At 38.4% G+C, this 21,269-nt stretch carries 15 protein-coding genes; 4 read left to right on the top strand and 11 right to left on the bottom strand.

Translation table 11 applies throughout. From position 1 onward, the window contains the following. Positions 1-96 precede the first annotated feature (96 nt). The 3 genes from QM491_RS18535 to QM491_RS18525 form a co-directional block, all read right to left on the bottom strand. Positions 97-867, bottom strand: a complete 771-nt coding sequence (locus QM491_RS18535) for an NUDIX hydrolase (protein ID WP_283329038.1) — start codon at positions 865-867, stop codon at positions 97-99. A gap of 537 nt (positions 868-1,404) precedes the next feature. Further along, positions 1,405-2,388, bottom strand: coding sequence for a ribonucleoside-diphosphate reductase small subunit (locus QM491_RS18530; protein WP_283329037.1), 984 nt, complete (start codon positions 2,386-2,388; stop codon positions 1,405-1,407). A 380-nt stretch (positions 2,389-2,768) separates the two neighbouring features. Continuing rightward, on the bottom strand, positions 2,769-4,013 hold the full coding sequence (locus QM491_RS18525; RefSeq protein WP_283329036.1) for an MFS transporter: 1,245 nt from the start codon (positions 4,011-4,013) through the stop codon (positions 2,769-2,771). A gap of 312 nt (positions 4,014-4,325) precedes the next feature. Between QM491_RS18525 and QM491_RS18520 the strand changes: the two genes are divergently transcribed. The 3 genes from QM491_RS18520 to QM491_RS18510 all read left to right on the top strand — a co-directional run bounded on the left by QM491_RS18520 (position 4,326) and on the right by QM491_RS18510 (position 7,369). Further along, the gene (locus tag QM491_RS18520) at positions 4,326-5,834 is read left to right on the top strand and encodes a S41 family peptidase (RefSeq protein WP_283329035.1); all 1,509 of its coding nucleotides are present in this window, start codon (positions 4,326-4,328) and stop codon (positions 5,832-5,834) included. Between the two features lie 317 nt (positions 5,835-6,151). Continuing rightward, positions 6,152-6,724, top strand: coding sequence for an RNA polymerase sigma factor (locus QM491_RS18515; RefSeq protein ID WP_283329034.1), 573 nt, complete (start codon positions 6,152-6,154; stop codon positions 6,722-6,724). A gap of 171 nt (positions 6,725-6,895) precedes the next feature. After that, on the top strand, positions 6,896-7,369 hold the full coding sequence (locus tag QM491_RS18510) for a hypothetical protein (protein ID WP_283329033.1): 474 nt from the start codon (positions 6,896-6,898) through the stop codon (positions 7,367-7,369). Between the two features lie 219 nt (positions 7,370-7,588). On the opposite strand, the gene QM491_RS18505 is transcribed toward QM491_RS18510, so the two are convergent. Further along, entirely contained in the window at positions 7,589-9,043 is a 1,455-nt protein-coding gene (locus QM491_RS18505; protein WP_283329032.1) for a rubredoxin, read from the bottom strand. A 341-nt stretch (positions 9,044-9,384) separates the two neighbouring features. Here QM491_RS18505 and QM491_RS18500 point away from each other — a divergent pair, with 341 nt between their 5' ends. Then, positions 9,385-9,786 carry a T9SS type A sorting domain-containing protein gene (locus QM491_RS18500; RefSeq protein ID WP_283329031.1) on the top strand — a complete coding sequence of 134 codons (402 nt, stop codon included), beginning with the start codon at positions 9,385-9,387 and terminating at the stop codon, positions 9,784-9,786. A 205-nt stretch (positions 9,787-9,991) separates the two neighbouring features. Here QM491_RS18500 and QM491_RS18495 read toward each other — a convergent pair whose 3' ends face one another. The 7 genes from QM491_RS18495 to cobA all read right to left on the bottom strand — a co-directional run bounded on the left by QM491_RS18495 (position 9,992) and on the right by cobA (position 21,167). Beyond that, complete coding sequence (locus QM491_RS18495; RefSeq protein WP_283329030.1) at positions 9,992-13,537, bottom strand: nitrate reductase; 3,546 nt, start codon at positions 13,535-13,537, stop codon at positions 9,992-9,994. Positions 13,538-13,856: 319 nt separating this feature from the next. Further along, on the bottom strand, positions 13,857-14,714 hold the full coding sequence (locus QM491_RS18490) for an ABC transporter ATP-binding protein (RefSeq protein ID WP_283329029.1): 858 nt from the start codon (positions 14,712-14,714) through the stop codon (positions 13,857-13,859). A 21-nt stretch (positions 14,715-14,735) separates the two neighbouring features. Next, a complete protein-coding gene (ntrB, locus tag QM491_RS18485; RefSeq protein WP_166549633.1) occupies positions 14,736-15,524 on the bottom strand; it encodes a nitrate ABC transporter permease in 789 nt (262 codons plus the stop codon). Positions 15,525-15,579: 55 nt separating this feature from the next. Beyond that, on the bottom strand, positions 15,580-16,791 hold the full coding sequence (locus tag QM491_RS18480; RefSeq protein ID WP_283329028.1) for a CmpA/NrtA family ABC transporter substrate-binding protein: 1,212 nt from the start codon (positions 16,789-16,791) through the stop codon (positions 15,580-15,582). A 245-nt stretch (positions 16,792-17,036) separates the two neighbouring features. After that, positions 17,037-18,569, bottom strand: coding sequence for an alginate export family protein (locus QM491_RS18475; RefSeq protein ID WP_283329027.1), 1,533 nt, complete (start codon positions 18,567-18,569; stop codon positions 17,037-17,039). A gap of 235 nt (positions 18,570-18,804) precedes the next feature. Further along, positions 18,805-20,115 (bottom strand): NarK family nitrate/nitrite MFS transporter, encoded by a 1,311-nt coding sequence (locus QM491_RS18470; RefSeq protein ID WP_283329026.1) that lies wholly within the window; start codon positions 20,113-20,115, stop codon positions 18,805-18,807. A gap of 284 nt (positions 20,116-20,399) precedes the next feature. Beyond that, positions 20,400-21,167 (bottom strand): uroporphyrinogen-III C-methyltransferase, encoded by a 768-nt coding sequence (gene cobA / locus QM491_RS18465; protein WP_283329025.1) that lies wholly within the window; start codon positions 21,165-21,167, stop codon positions 20,400-20,402. Positions 21,168-21,269: the final 102 nt, after the last annotated feature.

The raw sequence follows: 21,269 nt of genomic DNA, 5'->3' as shown, positions 1-21,269 counted from the left end.
AGCATTAGTGTTTAAATCGGCTTTCGGTAGCTATGAGATCAATGTTTTATAACAAAACTTATTACAAAATACCGAAAGCTAATTGCTATCTTAACTTTATTCTTCAAACTGATTAGCTAATTTACTAGCCTCTGCTTTCTGCGAATCAAATCTATACAGATAAGGTGCCTTGTGCGCACCACCTCCCCATTTTTTGTCTAATCTTTCTAATATTCCTAAGCTAAGCATTTTGCGTTGGAAATTTGCTCTCAGTAGTTTTTTGTTCAAAATAGTCTCATAAAGACTTTGTAACTCTCCCATGGTGAAGGTTTCGGGCATGAGATTAAATACTGCTAGTTTATGGTCTAAAAACAAGCGTAATGATTCGAGTGCTTTGAGTAAAATTTCACGGTGGTCAAAAGCTATTGTTTCGGGCAAATCATAAATATCGAACCAGCCACTTTCCTCAAGGTTGAGATGGGAATGAGGTTGTATTTTTGTAAAATCTACCAGAGCGTAATACCCTACAGTAATATGACGATTAAACAAAAAGTGGCCGCTTGGAAGATCTACATCATTTTTTTGCATGATGAGCCGATGCTCTTCTGGATTTACTCTTTTAGGGTTGCCAAATACATAAAATTGCTCCAAGTAAGTATCTTCAATTCCTGTACGATGGTCCAAAATTCTACTAGCTGCTTCATCCAAACTTTCTTCTTTATAAATAAATCCTCCTGGGAGAGAATATATGTCAGTATTACCAAATTTGATTAATAATACCTTTAACTGGTTTTCGTGAAAACCAAAAATTACGCAATCAATTGATATACCTGGTAAAAAATCTTGTTCAGGGTTGATGAGGTCTTTATATTCTGTTGTATGCTCCATAAAATTAATTTTGTTCAAATTTAAAAAAGAATTGTAATATTAGAATAAAACAATTAATATTGTATCTAGTTGATACAATAGTTTTTCATATTTTTTACCTTACTTAAAAAATCATCGATGAGAGCATTTATTTTATTAGGTAAAATTAATCCATCTCAACAGGTTGAAAATTTTGATTGCATTGAGCAATAGGGCGGAGGCTTGGTAAAGTGAGGTTGAATAAATTCAATCTTTATTTACATCATAGAAATATAAAGATTTGAATAAAAAGATGATTTTTTGGTATATAGTCGGGCTAAAAATAACTGAAAAAAGCCAAGTTTGCCAAAATCTTTCATAAAAAGCTTGTCACATTATCTATCTATCCAATTTATATTAATACATACCCCACTTATGCTGTTAAGACGAGGTGGGTTTTTTTCCAAAAACACTCAGTACAACTTAAAACGATATATGGGAATTTTGTAGTTATCCCCAAAACAAAACGGCTCGTTGCAATTTTGCAACGAGCCGTTTTGTTTTTATTCTCAAGAAAATCTAAAAATCCTCATCTAATGAGAAAGACATAGTTTCTTTCTCCGACATAACACCTGCTTTTTGATACTCAGCAACACGTTTTTCGAAGAAGTTTGTTTTGCCTTGTAACGAAATCATTTCCATGAAGTCGAATGGGTTAGTTGCGTTGTAAACTTTTGGACAACCCAAAGCAACTAGCAAACGGTCGGCTACAAACTCGATATACTGGCACATCAAGTTGGCATTCATACCAATTAATGATACAGGAAGAGAATCTGTTACAAATTCTTTTTCGATTGTTACGGCATCTGTAATAATGGCAGTCACTCTTGACTGTGGCAATTGATTTTTGATGTGATCTGCGTAAAGCAAACAAGCAAAATCACAGTGCAAACCTTCATCACGAGAAATAAGCTCGTTTGAGAATGCAAGACCTGGCATCAAACCACGTTTTTTCAACCAGAAAATCGAGCAAAAACTACCTGAGAAGAAAATACCTTCTACCGCAGCAAAAGCAATAAGGCGTTCTACGAAGTTGTCGCTACCAATCCAACGCAAAGCCCATTCTGCTTTCTTCTGTACACAATCGATAGTTTCGATGGCACGAAGCATACGGTCTTTTTCAGTAGGATTTTTAATGTAAGTGTCAATAAGCAATGAGTAAGTTTCTGAGTGGATATTTTCCATCATAACTTGGAAACCATAGAAACATTTGGCCTCAGCATATTGTACTTCCGAAAGAAAGTTTACAGCAAGGTTTTCGTTTACGATACCATCCGATGCCGCAAAGAAGGCCAATACATGCGAAATAAAGTGCTTTTCATCGGCTGTAAGCTTGTTTTCCCAGTCGTTTAAGTCTTGAGAAAGGTCAATTTCTTCAGCTGTCCAGAAAGAAGCTTCCGCTTTTTTATAAAATTGCCAAATGTCATTGTGTTTAATTGGAAATAACACAAAACGGTTTGGGTCTTCTTGAAGTAAGGGTTCAATAATTGCTGCCTGTGACATGGTCGTATGGTATAAGTTGCTAGTTATCTAAAAATAAAGGGATTATTCAAATTTGGGTCTAAGGCATAATTTTAAAGCGCGCTTGCCTAGGATAAATTTAAACGTTTTTGGCTTAGAAATCATTAAAGTTGACAAAAATAAACTTCGCTATTTTTCTTCCTATCTCTTTAGTCTCAATAGTGAAAATATATTCCTTTGAGACTACAATTTGTTAGCTAAAATTGTTTCTTGTTCTTCAGAAATTCTTCCCAAAGATAGGGATAGTTTGGCATAAAATGCTGCTGTTTTTTATCATGTTTTTTTTAAATAAAACATCCGTTTGGTTGTAACTGTTTGATTTTTAAATATTTGAAACGAAAGTTTTGTCGATATTTTTTTGACTATTCTGATTGAACGGATACTTGGTGAGTAGCATCAATTTTTAGCCAAAGTATAGATCCTAGTATCAATAAACCGCCAATCATCAGCACAGGAAAGTAGTACCCGAAAGTCGTTGCCAGATACCCAAAAGATACAGTATTGATATAGGCTCCAATCAAACCTGCTGAGTTCATTGCTCCTGATACTGTACCGCTTTGTTTGCCACCTATATCCATGGCTACTGCCCATGCTACTGGTGCGTTGACGTCCATGGTGGCAAGCCCTAACGACAAAAGTACAACGGCCAAAGTATCGTTTTGGCTAAGTGAGGCAGTTATGAGACAGATACCCGAAAGACCAAGCCCAATCATTGGGACAATGCGACGACCCCATTTTTTACCATATTTTTTGACGGTATAATCACTCAAAATACCACCTAAAAAGCATCCGACTGCTCCTAAAATAAAAGGAGCAGAAGCCATAAATTTCATGTTTTCTTCCGAAATGCCACGTCCCTGTTGGAGATATTTTGGCATCCAACTTTGGAAGAAATAAGCCCCCGCAGCATAACAGTAATACATCAAAAAGAGTATCCAAAGGTTAGGATGATTAAGAATTTTCCATACCGATTGTTTAGGAGAGTGGTCGCTGAGTTGCCTATTTTCTAAGATAAAATTCAATTCTTCCTTCGAAATATCCTTGGCTTCGGAAGGCTCTTCTTTGTACCAGAAAATCCAAAAAATTACCCAAAGTAAACCAACACCTCCGAGGATATAGAATGACATCTGCCAGCCATATTTTTGTTGAATAGGAATTACTAAAATGGGAGTCAACCCTGCACCAATTCTTGACGCTGCCCAGATAAGTGCTTGTCCTTTTCCTCTTTCGAAGGCTGGCAACCACTTGCTCAAGGCTATCGAAATGTTGGGGTATGCTCCTGCTTCGCCAATACCAAATAAGAATCGTACTGCAAGAAGCATGACAAAGCCTGTCGAAAAGCCTGTAAGTACCGTAAAGAATGACCACCACAATACTACTCGTATTAGTAAACGCTTGGCACCAAGTCGGTCGCCCAATAGCCCTGTAGGAACTTCAAAAAGCCCATAAGCAAGCGTAAACATACCCAACACCCAGCCCCATTGGACGGGACTTAGCCCCAAATCTTTTGAAATACGTTCGCCTGCTGTGGAAATAGCAATGCGGTCGAGGAAGGTAACAGTGGAAAGAATAGATAGTACTAATAATACTTGATAACGTTTTTTCATCTATATGTTTAAAGTTTATTTCATAATTAATAGAAGTGCAATTTACCGAAATCTTCTCCAAATTTAAGTTTGCAACTAATATAGCTCAACAGATAAAGTTAAGAAGAATCGTAAATTACTTACTTGATATAATTTTTGTAGTTCCCAGAAAATGAAGGAATTCCCCAACCACTTGCTAGATTTAAGGTGGTTCTGTAGGGGAAATCATTTGGTTTTTCTTCTATTTGGTAATATTATGAGTAATTTTGTTATTTATATTGTCCAGTGTATAATTTTCTGTTTATTTCTTAATTTTTTGTCCCCAGTCAGAGCATGAGGTTGTTATGTGTTGTTATACTGTCAGTTACATTATTCTGCTGGTCGCAGTATGTGAGAGGACAAGGTGCTGCTTTGCCTATTAATTATGAGCGAAAGTTCTCGAAGGTAGAGTTGAGAGCAGATTTTAGATATTTGAGAAGTATTTTAGAACAAGAGCATCCAGGTGTTAATTGGTACACTTCAAAAGAATCTATGAACATAGCTTTTGAAGATGCCTATAAAAAGATAGCTGATGAAATGACCGAAAAGGACTTTGGGCTATTACTCAAGCCTTTGGTCGCTAAAATTCGTTGTGGACATACAGACTTGCGTTTTTCGCCCGAAACTCGCAAATGGGAGCGTGCCAAAAATCGTAGTTTCGTGCTTCCGCTTGGCTTTTTTATCCAAGGCGACCGTCTTTTTATTGCTCGCAATGAAAGCAATGATGCCTCGCTAGTACTTGGTTCGGAGGTGTTGGAAATAGAAGGAAATACTGCTGGTAAAATTCTTCGAACATTAAGGAAATACCTACCTGCTGATGGCTACGGCGAAGCTTTTAAGGATGCTACACTAGAGGCTGGTTTTTTTGACGAATACTATTTGAGTGTTTTTGGAGGAAAAGAAAAATATCAATTTTCCATCAAAAATGCACAAGGAGAAGTAAAATCACAGATACTAGAATTTAAACCAAGAGTTCCTACTGGCAATAGACCGCCTCGGTTATCTAAGGAGGACGAAACACAACGTCGTTTGACTCGTTTGCGTGGCTTAAGTTTCCCGAAAGAAGTTGCATCAACGGCTCTGTTGCGTATTTCTAGTTTTTCCTATGATGACTATGAGTCGTTTTTGATGACTCACGAAAGGTTTTTTCAAGAAATAGAACAGAATCACGCCGCGAATCTTATCATTGATTTACGCCAAAATTCAGGAGGAAATCATGAAATTGCCCTTGACCTGATGAAGTATTTGATGGATAGTACTTTTGTGCTAACCTCACATGCGGAGGCTCCTGTGATGATTCCATCTTTTATACTTAATAATGATGTAGAAGAACAAGATGCTAGTCGTGCTTTTTCGGAAAGAATCGTTAAAAAGTGTGGTGAAGGGACTTACTGCTTGAATGTCCCGTCGGTTGGAAAACATAAGCCTTACGAACAATACCGTTTTAAAGGCAACTTATATATCTTGATTGGTGAACAAACTTTTTCAGCTGCATCGAGTTTTGTGGCAAGTTTGAAAGAACAGCGTAAATCAACCTTAGTGGGTCGTGAGACGGGTGGGGGCGAAGCTGGTTGCAATGGAGGTATCATTTCTACGGTTGTTTTACCTGCTACGAAACTGCGTTTGCAGTTTCCACATTTTAGAATTACAACAGCGGTTAAAGCTCCCAATATTGGTCGTGGAGTAATACCCAATGTCAATGTTGAATACACTATCCAAGAAAGACTGAATAAGGCTGATTTGGAACTAGAAAAAACCTACGAACTCATTCGAAGTGCCGAGATTAGCAAATTGGGACATTGATTGTTTGATTTGAAAATTTGGAGATTTGAAAATTAGAGAATAGGGGATTATATTAAAAATTGTATTCTATCAGTAGTGACGCAATGCTTTGCGTCTTAAGCCGAGCCAAATGTTGCATAGGAGTATCAAAAAAGGCGTTCGAAATTAATTTTTCGAACGCCTTTTTTGATACTAAATTTCAGAATGACACTTCTTTAGACGCAAAGCATTGCGTCTCTACGAGTAAAATTCAATCACCTCATCGCATCTCTTTTTATTTTTTTGAAAAAAAGAGTAAATTCCTGTAACCTTTCTAAACCAACTTGCATCCTATTGTCGTGAAAACGTTGGAATCAGACATATCTATTATTGAAAGAATCTTGGCAGGCGATAAAGCTGGGTATCGGGATTTGGCAAATCGTCATAAGGATTATGCCTTTACGGTAGCCTACAAAATCGTGGGTACACGCGAAGATGCTGAAGAGGTGGCTCAGGATGCCTTTATTCAGGCATTTCAGGCTTTGCCACAATTCAATAAAGAGTCTAAGTTTACGACATGGTTTTATAGAATTGTGTTTAATACAGCTTTGATGTTTAAACGCAAAAATCGCATACAAACCGACGACATTGAGGCTTCTCAATCGGCACAAGCAGCTTCGGCGGATACTTCAGATGGAATGAAAAGTGCTGAACAGAAGAGATATATTCAAATGGCACTCAATCATCTTTCGCCTGACGACGTAACGATGATTACCTTGTTTTATCTAAAAGAACAAAGTTTAGAGGAAATCGCCCAAATCGTTGGGATTAGCGCTGATACGGCAAAAGTTAAACTTTGTCGTGCCCGTAAGCGTTTGGCTGAAGAGATGAAACGACTATTGGGCAATGAGTTACACAGTTTGGTATATTAACTTGGCTTTGAGCAGTCGGCTAGGAGCTTAATGATAAAATAGGTAGAAAATACTTTGTTGAGATCGAAACTAAAGTTTATAATATGACTAGGTTTTGACTAACAATTCCACTTAGTGGGTGAATTTATTCACCTGAGACGAAAAAGTTTAAACAGCTTCAATTTTAATACAATGAATATCACAGACGAAGAAATATTTGACATCCTCGATGGTATCGCCTCTGAGGAGCTTTTGCAAAGGCATGAGCGTCTGTTGCAAGAGGACGAAGAATACCAATTGCTATTTAAGGAATATGCTGCTACGCATGCCCTGTTGGAAGATTTGCCGATGGAGAAAACAGCAGTAAACTTTACGGATAAATTAATAGATCAATGGGAGCTTGCTCAAGAGCCTGAAGTAGTACTAAAACCTAAAAGCCATTTGCATCTATACTTCTTGGCAGTGATGTGTGCTTTGATTGTACTGGTGGTTGCTTTGAGTTCGGGAATGCCTTCGGTGCAGTCGGTAAAAGTACCTTTAGATTTTAGTGTACTTACTAATATGATACATCAAAAAGAGCTTATCAACTTTATGTTAATTGCTAATGCTTTGCTTGCGGTATTTATTCTCGACAAAAAAGTGTTTAAACCTTATTTTAGAATGTAAGGTAAGTCTTGGTGTTGAATTGTGAGTTGTGAATGTAAATTTTTAATATCAATACTTTGTACGCCTTAGCCTAATGCCTACGATTTATTGCATAAAGCGTAATAATTCAATCTTATCTTGAATCATTACTTAAGTCTTGAACTAGGAACTTCAATTTTGTCCAGTAATCAGAGGCAACCTATTTTAGGCAAGGACAATTCACAACTCACAATTCACAATTCATAACTGATACGCTGTTTCTACAGTTTTTACTTCAAAATTTTCCTTTTCTGAATCACAAACAGGACAGCAATAATTGTCTGGTAATTCTTCAAACTTTGTTCCAGCATTGATTCCTTGCTGACTATCGCCCAATTTTTCGTCATAAATTGTCATACACACTTTGCACTGATGCACTTGATGCGTACTTGTGGAGTTCGTTTGAGGCGGTAAAGGCTTTTCTGCTATCGAAGCGGTACTTCTATGATAGTATCGTTTGGTAAGTCTCTGAAGAATTTCGGCAATATGTGCTTTATGAAGTCCTTTTTCAAATAAAACCAATTGACGCGTATTAGGATTGAAGTCTACCGTATGATACACATCATATACCTGTGTTAATCCTGCGAGGATTTTTCGTTTTTTAATTACAACTGAGCCAAATACTTCTGATTTTGAACGAGTCTGAATGGCAAAGCATAAACCAAATGTACGAATATCCTCTTGGTCGAATTCACGGATAATCGTGTTTTTGAGAGCCAATCCTTCTTGACAATGATCTTCTACTTGCCAATTGAGCTCATTCGCAGCATGACGCACATTGATACCATATTTTCCTAAGAGTTTATCCCACGATGCTCTATCTTGGTTTTCGATACCTTTAATAATAAGCGATTTCCAAGGAGTTGTACAAATTTGTCCGACTTTGGTATCTAAACAAATTTTACAAACATCTAATAAAAAAGCTACCTCAAAAGTCTCGTGACGACGGTAGATACCTAACCAAGTTTTGTTGCCATAACGATTGAACCCTTCATAATAAGGCAGCATAAATTGCGGTAGAACCAAATCCTCTTGTACAAGCTGTGAAATGATTTCGCCTTGGGCAATCATTTTTTCATAAATTTCCTCCTCCGATAAATCAGCTCCAGATAACAGAATACCCTCTAATCGTTTTGAAACCTTGGAGATTTCAAGTGTATAAATCAACAAGGGAAACCTAAAAATGGTATTGGACTGCTTTTGACGAATATATAAATACCAAAAATTGGGAATCGAAGACGCAATAAAGTTTAAGTTACCCGTAAAAAAGGGCGTAAATGACTGTTGATAGTCTGATATATTGATTTTGAGTTGAGGTTGAAAATCAAAACCATCTAATACGTCACGATAAATACCTTCCGATAGCCATTGCCCCGTTTGGAATACCTCTTGGGCACAATAAGAAGAAATAATGTTGGGATATTGGTGGGTATCAATTTCAAAATCAATGTGCATTGCTTCAAGGCTTTCACGTAGGCTAGGTAAGCCCGAACCACGCTGAGTATCAGCCTTTACCCACATCAATAATTGCTGACGAGCACCGATACTTACTTCTTTCACACCTGCTTTTTGTGCCATCAAAAGAATTCCTTCGAGCATCCCTGGTGAAGCAATGCCACCAGTCAGATTTATTTTAACTAAAGAGTAGTCTCGCATGATTTTAGTAATTTATACTTAACAATTTGATAATCAACTCTATATCACTTTTCCAATATAAAGTATAATTGCATTTCTTAAAATATAACTTTTTTGAGAAATATAATTTTATTTAGAAGAACTTTCTTGATTTTGTTCAAATTTTTTACCCTAATCCATTGCTATTCGAAAATAAGATTATAACTTTAAATCGTCAAACAAATGACACAAGTACAGTTTCTTAGTTTTAGACAGTCCAAAACAGGATAGCATTTAAGAAATTTTCTCAAAAATGAACCTTTTTTAGTAGATATGACTTTTCTAAGAAATTTGATGTTTCACTCTCATAAATAATGAATACCATGAAAAACAACAATGTAATCAAAGCTATGTTCGTAGCAGCTGCTATGACTTGTTTGTCAAACGTAAGTGCAATCGCTAACTCAAATGATGAAGAAGCGTTCGTAAAGTCTAAAATCGCTCCAGTTACTAACAGCCTTAGCTTCAATGTTTGGGTAGAAAAACCAAACAACAAAAAAGTTACTGTAGTAGTAGTTGACAAAGACAACAACGAAGTACACCGTGAGTATGTTGATACTAAATCAGGTAAATTCGCAAAAACTTTTGATTTCTCTAACTTGAGCGATGGTAAATACACTATCCAAGTTCTTAGCTCAAACATCGACGTTATCGACGCTAAAACTTTCGAAATCAAAACTAACTTTGTTACTACTCGTGATTTAGTAGTGGCTCGTCAAAAATAATTAGTGACGGCCTATGACGATGACATGTTTTAACCTCAGAAATATAGGTTCTTTGGAATTGAATTACTGAAATTTAGAAGTTCGTTTCTAATTCCAGTAATTTGATTCCGGAGCCTAAAAGGTTAAAAATCATCTTTTCCATTACGCTTCAGAAAAACCATCCTTTCTCGTTTTTCCTTTTCTATTCCAACCTTCTTTCTGGTAACTATTTTTCCGCTAAAGCATCTTCTTTTTTGCTTAGCGATTCTAATATTGCTTTTACTTCTGGTCTACAACTTCCACAGCCTGTTCCAGCGCCTGTTTGCGAACACAATTGTGTAAAATCTTTACAACCTCCAGCAATCGCATTTTTGAGATTGCCTTCTCCAACATTGTTACAAGAGCATACCAATTTTCCCATTACAGGATCGGCTTTTTTGCCCGAACGCAACAATTCCATTCGTTTGTCTGAAAGCTCAATTTTATTCCCAATCAAATCTTTGAACTCCAAGAATTCTGATTTATCACCAATCAAGATAGCACCTACTAATTTGTCTCGGTGAACAATACATTTTTTGTAATAACGCTTGGCTTTATCGATAAAGATAATTTCCTCATATTCAGGATTATTCGTAGGCGCATCAATCATGCCCAACGAACATAATTGTACTCCTTGGATTTTCATGATATTCATCGAAAGCGAACCTTGGTAATAACTTGCCCAGTCACCCGCAATATATTTGGCAATAATTTCGGCTTGGTGCTCGGCAGCAGCCGTGATACCCCACATTTCGCCACGCCATTGTGCCATTTCGCCAGCGGCAAAAATAGAAGGATCAGACGTTTGCAAATAATCATTGACCACCACTCCACGTTTTACTTCCAAGCCTGCGGCTTTGGCAATTTCGGTGTTGGGCGTAGTCCCAATCGCAAATACTGCGACTTGCGCATCGATTCGTCGTCCTGATTTAAGACGAACGCCTTCTAATCGGTCGGTTCCATAAATAGACGAAACCTCATCATTATAAAATACTTCAATGCCCAAATCTACGATTTCATGATGGAGCATTTCTGAGCCAAGCTTATCGAGCTGACGGTCCATAAAACGACCACTTCGCTGAATTACAGTGACTTCGATATTCATTTCTCGAAGAGAAGCCGCTAATTCCAAGCCCAACAAACCACCTCCTACAATCACAGCATGAGGATTAGGTTGTTGTAAAAAAGGCATTAAACTATCAGCATCGATACGAGAACGCATATTGAAAATACCAGGAATCTTAGGAACGCTCGGAGGCATAAAGGCTCTTGATCCCATACCCAACATTAATCTGTCGTAGGTGTGTTCTTGACCCAAAGAATCAGTTAAAACTTTGTTGGCACGGTCAATATGCACAATTTCTACGCCTTTATGTACGTGGATATTTGCCTCCGCAAATTGGTCTTCACGAAGCTTGACCAACTGTTCCCAATTTTGTGCTCCTGAGATATAGTCAGGAAGCATTACTCTATTATAAAAGGGATAGATTTCTTTTGAAAAAACATGAATCTCATCTTGTTGATTGAGCTCACGATAGGCTTTGATAAAGCCCAATCCTGCCGAACCTGCACCAATAAGTACAATTTTTTCAACAGGTTTTTGATAAGGTAAAACCTGTACCGCCGAATACTTAAAATCTGGCTCTTTTGAGCGCGGATCAACCAAGGTATTGGTTAGGTTGTTGGTGCGACCAAAAGTTTTTTCTTGGATTTTTCCAAAGTGCATCGGCATAAAACATACACCCTGTTTGATGTCAGTTGTAATTTTTGCCTTAATACGAGCCTCGCCACGGATGGTTTTTACCTCTACAATTTGATTTTCGGTGATACCTCTCTCGGCAGCATCCTTGGGATGTATTTCGATAAAAGGCTGTGAAATATGTTGATTTAGTTTATTCACCTTACCCGTTTTGGTCATGGTATGCCATTGGTCACGAATACGACCCGTGGTAAGGATTAAGGGAAATTCTTTACTCAAAGCCTCAGACTGATTTTGGTCTGGGACAGCATGAATTTTGGCACGACGATTAGCGGTATAAAATTGGTTGTCCGTAAAAAGTCGTTTAGTACCGACATAATCAGGGTCTTGAATAGCCTTTTCTTGTGGATATGGCCATTGTACAGAGCGTTTTTGTTGTAAAGCTTCATAGCTCAAACCCGAAATATCAATGTTAGTTCCGACTGTCGAACGGCAATGTTCGGCATAAACTTCGGCTGTATTTTGATAATCAAAAGCCTTTTCAAAGCCCATTTTCTGAGCAAACTCTACAATGATTTGTGTATCGTCTTTGGCTTCGCCAGGAGCGTTAATTAATTTGGGTAAAAAGGTAATACGGCGTTCGGAGTTGGTGAAAACGGAGTTTTTTTCAGCCCATGATGCCGCAGGTAATACTACATCGGCATACTTGACGGTATCCGAACGGTTCGAAATATCTTGTACTACAACATATTTAGCGTTTTGTAAACCTTTTTCAACGGCGTTGATATTGGGTAAGCTCACCATCGGGTTGGTACAAACAATCCAGATTGCTTTCATGCGACCATCCGCCAAGGCTTCGAACATTTCGGTAGCGGTAAAACCTGGCTTATCAGAGATTTTGGTTCCACCCCAAAAAGCTTGAACTTCTTCTCTATGGGCTGGATTAAGCAAATCTCTATGAGCTGGTAGCATATTAGCCAAACCACCTACTTCACGTCCACCCATGGCATTGGGCTGTCCTGTAAGCGAAAAAGGTCCATTTCCCTCTTTTCCAATTTTACCAGTAATCAAATGTAAATCAATGAGAGATAGGTTTTTGTTTACGCCAATAACCGACTGATTGAGTCCCATTGTCCACATCGACATAAAACCTTTGGCTTCATGAATATAGCGAGCGACTAAATAAATTTCTTCAGAAGAGATACCGCAAATTTCGGCTGCCTCTGATATACTCCTCTGCATAACTTGGTCTTTGTAAGCTTCAAAGCCATCTGCATGAGATACAATAAAATCAGTATTAATCCAGTCGTTTTCAATCAAAGCCCTTCCGATGGCGTTAGTGAGTGTAACATCGGTGCCTGGCGTAATTTGCAAGTGCAAATCAGCTTGTGAGGCCGTTTGTGTACGACGTGGGTCTACTACAATAATTTTGATATGAGGATTGGCTTGTTTGTGCGCTTCGACCCTTCGCCAGATAATTGGGTGTGCCCAAGCAGGATTCGCACCTGTTACCAAAAAAGTATCAGCTAGTTCGATGTCATCATAACAAACAGGCACTGAGTCTTCGCCGAGGGTAAGTTTGTAACCTACTACCGCCGACGACATACACAAGCGAGAGTTGGTATCGATATTATTAGAACCAATAAAACCTTTGATGAGCTTATTGATAACGTAATATTCTTCGGTAGAGCATTGTCCTGAAACGTAGAATCCGACAGCATCGGGGCCGTATTTTTTGATAATAGCTTTAAAAACAGCCGCTGTGCGGTCAAGTGCTTGGTCCCAAGATACACGCTGTAGAGGCATATCACGGTTGTAGCGCATGGTCGGATACAACAAACGGTCGGAAGTGTCCATCACTGTGTAGTGAAGATTCATACCTTTTGAACAGAGCATACCTTTGCTTGAAGGATGTGACTTATCTCCTTCAAGGGTCAACTTTCCTTTGCCGTGGTCGGTTAGCACTACACCGCAGCCCACGCCACAATAAGAGCAGGTTGACTTTACTTGTTTCTTGTTGGACAGAATACTCATATACAAAGTGTTTTATTTTGTTTCAAAAGTGTTTCATCCCGAATTTTCCGCAAATATGGCATGGTTTATGATAAATGCTAAGAAGATTATTCCTTCAATAATCGCCCTACTTTTGCATAAATTGATATGAGAATTGCGGAATTCATAAATTCTTGAAACCCTAATTCGGTATGATCATCGGCCGCTACTGATGTCATTGGTTTTTGACGCCGCTATGTTAGAAACTATCAGCTCGATTAGACTAGTTTAAGACTTTTCATATCAATGAAAAGTGAGAGTCTTGCCCGAAATCATTGATTTCGGGCTTTTTTTATACCAATTAGTCTTCAATAGAAAACTTATCAAACAACAATCCTAATAGCTCATCATGAATTCGGATGTATTCGGGATCGTGAGCAATTGCTTTTTTATTACGAGGTCTTTCTAGGTTAATATCTACAATCTTTTTGATAGTAGCTGCTGGACCGTTATTCATAACCACTACTTTATCAGATAAGAAAATCGCCTCCTCTATGTCGTGGGTTACTATTACGATAGTTTTATTACGGTTATCTAGGTTCCACAATTTCAATAGCTCGATGTGCATCGAACCTTTGGTAAGAGCATCCAATGCCCCGAATGGCTCGTCCAATAACAAAATGCTTGGATTGATAGCAAACGCACGAGCAATGGCTACTCGTTGTTTCATCCCACCTGACAACTGACTTGGCAATTTGTCTTTGTGTGAGGTAAGATTTACCATTTCGATATAATGGTTGACAATAGCATGTTTTTCGTCAGTAGATTTATTCTTAAACACCGAATCTACAGCAACAAATATATTTTTGTACACCGACATCCATGGCAACAACGAGTAGTTTTGAAATACGATACCACGATCAGGACCTGGCCCTTTTACCACTTTACCGTTGGCGATTACTTCGCCTGAAGTTGGCAATACCATACCTGAAATGGTATTCATCAAAGTCGACTTGCCACAACCAGAGTGACCGATTAGGGAAATAATTTCGCCTCTTTTGATGTCGAGAGATATATCCTTTACGGCAGTAAACTTTCCTTTGGGTGTTGAGAAAGATACCTCAACGTTGTTGATACTGATAGCCGTTTCACGACTATTAATTTTATGAAAATCATTGGCCGAATCGACCAAATTGAGTGATTTATCGTTCGTGTTCATTTGTGGCAAAGGGTTTAGGTTTTACTTTTGATTGTAAGAAAAGGCATTTTGTAGGGCATTGAAGCCTTTATCCAACAAAAGCCCTACCGTACCGATAATCAAAATCGCTACGAGAATACGCTCCAATGAAAGGGCATTCCAACTATCCCAAACAAAGAACCCAATACCAACGCCACCTGAAAGCATTTCGCCTGCTACGATTACCATCCACGCTACGCCAATCGAAAGACGCAAACCTGTAATGATATGCGGAATAGAATAAGGCAACATGATTTTGGTAATGTATTTCCAAGTAGAAAAACCAAAAGCTTTGCCTACATTTTTATGGTCATCAGGAATACTGGCGACGCCAAAAGCTGTGTTGATAAGCGTTGGCCATAATGAAGTAATCATGATGATAAAAATAGTTGCTCCTTCTGCCGCTTTGAAAGCCAACAAGCCCAATGGAAACCAAGCCAAAGGCGATACTGGACGTAAAATTTGAACAATAGGATTGAGGAGTTTCATCCCAGTTTTAGAAGACCCCATCAACAAGCCAAGAGGAATAGCTACGATACTTCCAGCTCCAAAACCACTGAAAACACGAATCAAAGAACTAACCAATTGATTGCCGATACCCTTATCGTTTGGTCCACGGTCGTAAAAGGGTTCACTCATGAGTTCCATAAATACCTGCCACGTGGCTACAGGTCCAGGAATTTCGTTTTTAGTTAAAATTGTTACCAACTGCCACAAGCCTATCAGCACCAACATACTTCCGATAAAGTAAAGAGCATTACTAATCGAATTTTTGAGAGAAAATGAATTCATGATATGGTATGTTTGGGTACTTCCTTGCCTGTCACAAGGAAGTACTGTGGAAATCTTATTTACGAGTTGCCTTCAAATAATCGTCGATATTGGCTGGGTCGAAGTTTACATCATAGGTAGTTTTGAAAGGCTTCATGTCTGGTTGCATAGGTACTGCCATTTCTTTTGCTACTTCTTGATACAAATCATCCAAAATCAATTTTTCGACAATCGCTTTATAATTAGGCTCAGCTTTTAGATAACCAAAACGAACATACTGTGCCAAAAACCACATTGCGTGAGATTTGCGAGGCATATTCACGACACCATTGTTATAAAAAGTCATGTAGTCGTCCTTGTATTTTTGAACACCCAAATCGCAACCCAAATCGTTTGAACCTAACAAGCGAGCTTCAATTACTGGCAATGCCGCATTTACATAATAGGGTTTGGTTAACCATGAAGCTGCTTTTTTACGATTACCCATATTGTCTAACCAGCGACAAGCTTCAATGATAGCTTTCATCACTTTTTTCAAATCTTCTTTGTCTTCAGCGGCAAATTTGCTGTTGACTACCAAAGCTTTTTCTGGGTGATGTTTCCAAATATCTTGTGATGCAATATGCGTAAAACCTACGTTTTGGGTAGCGGCAACGCCATTCCAAGGTTCACCTACACAATAGCCTTCCATGTTGTCTACACGCATATTAGCTACCATTTGCGGAGGAGGGATTGTGATAATACCTACCGATTTTTGATTGACACCTGCTGCTGCTAACCAGTTGCGCAACCATATATCATGGGTTCCACCTGGGAAAGTCATAGCGAAGGTAACTTCCTTGCGAGCTTGTACGTTTTTGACAGCGGCAGCAGCTTTGTTTACTTCCTTGAAACCAACCATGCCACAGAAGTCCTTCGAAAGGGTAATTCCTTGTCCATTGTTGCTGATTACCATAGCGACTTTCATTTCTGAGCCAGCTTTACCGCCAATTCCTGTATATACTGACAAGGGCATCGAGAAAAGACAGTGCGCTCCATCCAATTCACCATTCAAGATTTTATCACGAACATTGGCCCATGAAGCTTCTTTCGAAAGCTCAACATCGACACCATATTTTGCGAATAATCCCAACTCTTTAGCGGCTACTAGTGGAGCGCAGTCTGTCAGTGGAATAAACCCTAATCTTATTTTCTTTCCAGAAGGTGTCGGATTGGCCGACAATTGTAGTGTTGTAGCTACTAAACATACCAACACTAATACTTGCTTTAACAGAGTTTTTGCGTTCATAACGATTATGAAATAGTTTAAAACTATCCTTAGTCCGACCCCCATCAGTCTAAGGAAGTTGTATAATGAAAAATTAGTAAGTCAGTTAAAAGGCACAAAGTGAATAGGCACATAGGCACAAAGTGGTTACATATTATGAGTGAAACTATGGAATTAAGTCTAAATGATATGGAGTTTAGAGTGTTGATAGCTTGATGTTTACTTTCATCATTCACAACTCACCATTCACAACTCACCACTCAAAACTACCTTAACGCTACTGGTTTTGAGTAAAAGAAATCTGGACGAATGTTAATCATCGCATAAAACCATGTGCCTGTTTTGTCGTAAGTTGCTGTTGCACTTTGTGCTTTGGCAATTGGCATACTGTCCGTTGCATTCATGATTGAATAGCCTAGTTCGATATTGGTAAACTTGTTCATGTTATAATTCAACGTAAAGTCTAACTCAGTACCCAGTTGGTTGTTAATTGTGCTTTTGATACCATCAGAACCTGTTTTTACCATAGCTTTATTTAAGGCAAATGAGTGATAATCCAAGCCAACCGTTAACACATTGGTTGTATATTTTACTTTGAAATAAGCATTGTTCAAGCCTCCTGCTGGTGCACCTGTACCTACATAAAAATAATCCATATAGCCCCAGTGACGGTGTGGCGTTCCATAAAGTGGGTCGAAGCGATTGTCTTTGCCATTAGGATTTACCGCATCATTTCCTGAAAGAACATCATATCCTGGCGTAAAAGCCCATTTGCCTTTTTGATAAGTTGCCGAAAGTGTGTAGTGATAAGCATCCATGTCTACCCCGTCACGATTTTTGCCTTTTTGGGCATAATACGCACCTTGGAAAGCAATTTTACCAAATCCTGAAGCATTGCCCAAAGTATGGTTAATCATCAAACCGTAGGTTACACGACTGTTTACCCCTTTTTGTCCTCTAAAATCTTTTCCATATAAATACCCTGTCGTACTGTTTCCAACCAAGGTATCCATCTTGTATTTTCCAAAATCATCATTGAAGAATAATCCTGAAAACTTGGTCTGGTTAAACTTACGTGATATATATACGCTTTTGAATGATTTGTAATCTTGCGTCGCACCGTTGGTACTTGGGTTACTCGTAAATACTGCTCCGTTTGGAATCGTTCCTGCGGGTACTGCTACCAAAGCGCCTTTCGAATTGGGCATATACTGTGGTGTGTTGGCAGGCGTATAAATTGTTCCCGTTGTATTAAAAGCATCGGAGTTTTGGTTAAAAGCATAACCAACATCAAACTGCCAACCTGAGTGCATTCCCTTAAGTAATACCATGTCGTGACGACGACCCTGTTGCAACCAATCCAAATTTCCTATTAATCTTACATCGTCATAACTTAATTCTTGGCGACCAATTTTGATTGAAAGTTGATCAACTGCCTTGAATTTGATGGTAGTATCAGCTTTGTTAGCTAAGGTTACCTCAGCCCATCCTTCATGTAACATCAAACGATTTCCGTCATTATTCGAAATAGTTGAGGCATCTTGTCCCCATACGCGGATGTCCTGAACGGTAGCTCCAAATGTTACTCGATCCCATTTGTATCCAAAAATCAAACGAGTACGTTGAGAGGTAAATGCCGCAGCATCTGAACCTGTCGGTACTAAATTGCCTAGTCCATTACGAACTTCAGTACGAGTTCTAACTTGACCTTGAAGAGTGAATTGTGCCTTCGACACAAAGTGAGTAGAAACCCCCACCAATAAGGCTAAAGCAGCCTTGATTTTGTAAGTTTTTTTCATACTTTTGTAGCTGATTGTAAGATTTTAACAGAGTTTTGCGATTTTCGCCCGAATCGAGACCCCCATCTCATTCGGGTTTTTTTGTTTGTTTTAAAAGAAAAATAGATGAGAAGTAGATGGACAAAATTAAATCTAGCCATTAAGCTTTCGGCTTTCAGCAAAAATATATTTGTGGTTATTAAAAATATTTTAAAACTATTTGCCTAATGCCTATTGCCTCACAACTTAGATCTTATTAAGCCATTTCTGGTTCTAACTGTAATTTCTCTGAAGTTTGTGATTGTTTTTCGAAACGACTTATGGCTACCACTAAGCCAATAGCGCCTACCACCAAACCGATATAGAAGAATGCTTGGTTATAAGTAATGTTTTCAGATTTGAACAAAAAGCCTGCTAGCACACCACCAAGGTTGCCACCAGCACCTACGATTCCTGAAACAGATCCTACATTTTTTGAATCAATAAAAGGTACGATTGCATAAGTGGCTCCGTTTGCCATTTTCAAGAAGAAAGCAAAGCCTAACATCGCGACCACTGCCATAGCTAATGAATTAGTTTGAGCAAAGAGAACAATACCTATACCTTCCAGCGTCAATAGTCCTGCCAATAACCAACCTTTACCACGCATTCCCATTTTAGCACCTACTTTGTCGGCTACGATGCCTCCTATGGCTCTGGCAAACAAGTTCATGAATCCGAAGATACCTGCCAATAAGCCTGCTGTTGCCAAATCACATTTGAAGTATTCTGAAAAGTATAAAGCGGCTACATTGTCGAACGTAATTTCGATGCCAAAACAAGCTCCATACGCCAAAAACAAAATCCATGTACGAAAATCAGAGGCTGCTGCCCAGAATGAACCTTTTGTTTGCTGTTGGCGAGTAATTTCTGAAAAATTACCTGCTGGCGTGTCTTTCGTAAAACGGAAATACACAAATGCCATTACCAATAAAATTACCCCAGGAATCATCATGGCTATTCTCCAAGCCTCTGGTTTGGTATAACCTGCCCCTACAAAAGCAGCAAATATCAAAGGCATAACCATGTTTGTGATACCGCCTCCCAAGTTGCCCCAGCCTCCAGCAACGGCGTTTGCAGTTCCTTTAATTTTAGGTGCAAACATCATAGAAGTATGGTATTGAGTAATCACAAATGATGCGCCGATAACACCAATAGCAAGACGAAACAATAAGAAGCTTTCGTAGCTATTTGACAATCCGATACCGATAACAGGAATTGAGCCTAAGATAAGTAAACCAGTGTAAGTCAAACGTGGACCTAACGTGTCGCATAAACGTCCGATAATCAAGCGAGCAAAAATCGTTGCTGAAACCGACGCAATCATGACATTACCAATTTGAGCTTTGGTAAGCCCTAAGTCATCTTTGATGATTTTCATCAATGGCGCAATGCCAAACCAACCAAAAAAACAGAAGAAAAAAGTAATCCATGTAATATGAAAGGTTTTCATCTGGATTCCTTTCAATGAAAATACATTCAAGACCTCCAATGGAGCCTTGCTTGATACAGAGTTTTGCGATAACATAGTTTATTCCTGATTTCAGTAAAATGATTGCCCCCACAACCAAACTACAGATGGTTTTACATTCGCCCCCACGAATGACCATTTTCAACAAACTGTTGAAGGGAAATAAAGAACTAAAGTGCCCAGAAATTGGGCAGGGTATAAGATTATCTAATTTTGAGAGTGTTGATGAAAAATGAAGTAGTCTAATTTATCAAGGTAATTAGTGGAACGGTTTCGCTGAAATTTCATTGAAACCTCTTTTTGTTTTATATAGTGTTTGATTACGTTCTAATAAAATGACCTCAACCACGCATCGTTCTAATTTCTTCTTTTAGGTAAGTTTCTATAAACTCTGGATGAAGACTTACCACTTCGCCAATGACAATCACTGCTGGATTGCTGAGTTTTTTAGTTTTTACTTTTGAGACAATATCTTCAATAGTTCCGACAAGGTACTTGGCGTTGTCACGTGTGCCGTTTTGAACTATTGCTACTGGCGTATCTTGTTTTTGGTAGTCAGTAAAAATATCACAAATCTGTTCTAGTTTACTCATACCCATAAGCACTACCACCGTTGCGGTTGACTGTGCCGCTAGTTTAATATCATTTGAAAGTTCGCCTGTTTTGGTCGTGCCAGTAATTACCCAAAAACTTTCAGCATATCCTCTCGTTGTAACTGGAATTCCTACCGAAGCTGGCGCCGCAATGGCAGAAGTAACACCCGAAATCACTTCACAAGGAATATTAAATGAACGAACATATTCTATTTCTTCAAACCCTCTTCCAAAAACAAAAGGATCGCCACCTTTGAGTCTTACTACATGTCCATATTCAAGTGCCAATTGTACTATCTGATAATTGATCTGCTCTTGCGTATAAACATATTTACCTAAGCGTTTTCCTACATATACTTTTATTGCTTCGGGCTTGGCATACGCCAAAAGTTCTTCATTTGCTAAGGCATCATATAGAATAACATCTGCTGACTCTATTGCTTTGATGCCTTTTAGAGTAATTAACTCTATATCACCTGGGCCAGCTCCAATCAAACTTATTCTTGGAATATTCATATTGTATCCGTTTTTGATATTTTTGCTTATGATTGAAACTACTCAGTTGTGATTCCGATACAAAAATGGCATAAAAATGTTTAAATTCAAAATTTAAGTTAA

Origin of the sequence: Flectobacillus longus (assembly GCF_030056705.1) — a bacterium.
Taxonomy (GTDB): Bacteria; Bacteroidota; Bacteroidia; order Cytophagales; family Spirosomataceae; genus Flectobacillus; species Flectobacillus longus.
The sequence above is the reverse complement of the archived record's forward strand: the minus strand, read 5'-3'. Positions and strand labels throughout refer to the sequence as shown.

Coding starts and splice junctions, on each gene's coding strand:
- QM491_RS18535 (WP_283329038.1), bottom strand. CDS start 867: ATGGAGCATACAACAGAATATAAAGACCTCATCAACCCTGAACAAGAT.
- QM491_RS18530 (WP_283329037.1), bottom strand. CDS start 2,388: ATGTCACAGGCAGCAATTATTGAACCCTTACTTCAAGAAGACCCAAAC.
- QM491_RS18525 (WP_283329036.1), bottom strand. CDS start 4,013: ATGAAAAAACGTTATCAAGTATTATTAGTACTATCTATTCTTTCCACT.
- QM491_RS18520 (WP_283329035.1), top strand. CDS start 4,326: ATGAGGTTGTTATGTGTTGTTATACTGTCAGTTACATTATTCTGCTGG.
- QM491_RS18510 (WP_283329033.1), top strand. CDS start 6,896: ATGAATATCACAGACGAAGAAATATTTGACATCCTCGATGGTATCGCC.
- QM491_RS18505 (WP_283329032.1), bottom strand. CDS start 9,043: ATGCGAGACTACTCTTTAGTTAAAATAAATCTGACTGGTGGCATTGCT.
- QM491_RS18500 (WP_283329031.1), top strand. CDS start 9,385: ATGAAAAACAACAATGTAATCAAAGCTATGTTCGTAGCAGCTGCTATG.
- QM491_RS18495 (WP_283329030.1), bottom strand. CDS start 13,537: ATGAGTATTCTGTCCAACAAGAAACAAGTAAAGTCAACCTGCTCTTAT.
- QM491_RS18490 (WP_283329029.1), bottom strand. CDS start 14,714: ATGAACACGAACGATAAATCACTCAATTTGGTCGATTCGGCCAATGAT.
- ntrB (WP_166549633.1), bottom strand. CDS start 15,524: ATGAATTCATTTTCTCTCAAAAATTCGATTAGTAATGCTCTTTACTTT.
- QM491_RS18480 (WP_283329028.1), bottom strand. CDS start 16,791: ATGAACGCAAAAACTCTGTTAAAGCAAGTATTAGTGTTGGTATGTTTA.
- QM491_RS18475 (WP_283329027.1), bottom strand. CDS start 18,569: ATGAAAAAAACTTACAAAATCAAGGCTGCTTTAGCCTTATTGGTGGGG.
- QM491_RS18470 (WP_283329026.1), bottom strand. CDS start 20,115: ATGTTATCGCAAAACTCTGTATCAAGCAAGGCTCCATTGGAGGTCTTG.
- cobA (WP_283329025.1), bottom strand. CDS start 21,167: ATGAATATTCCAAGAATAAGTTTGATTGGAGCTGGCCCAGGTGATATA.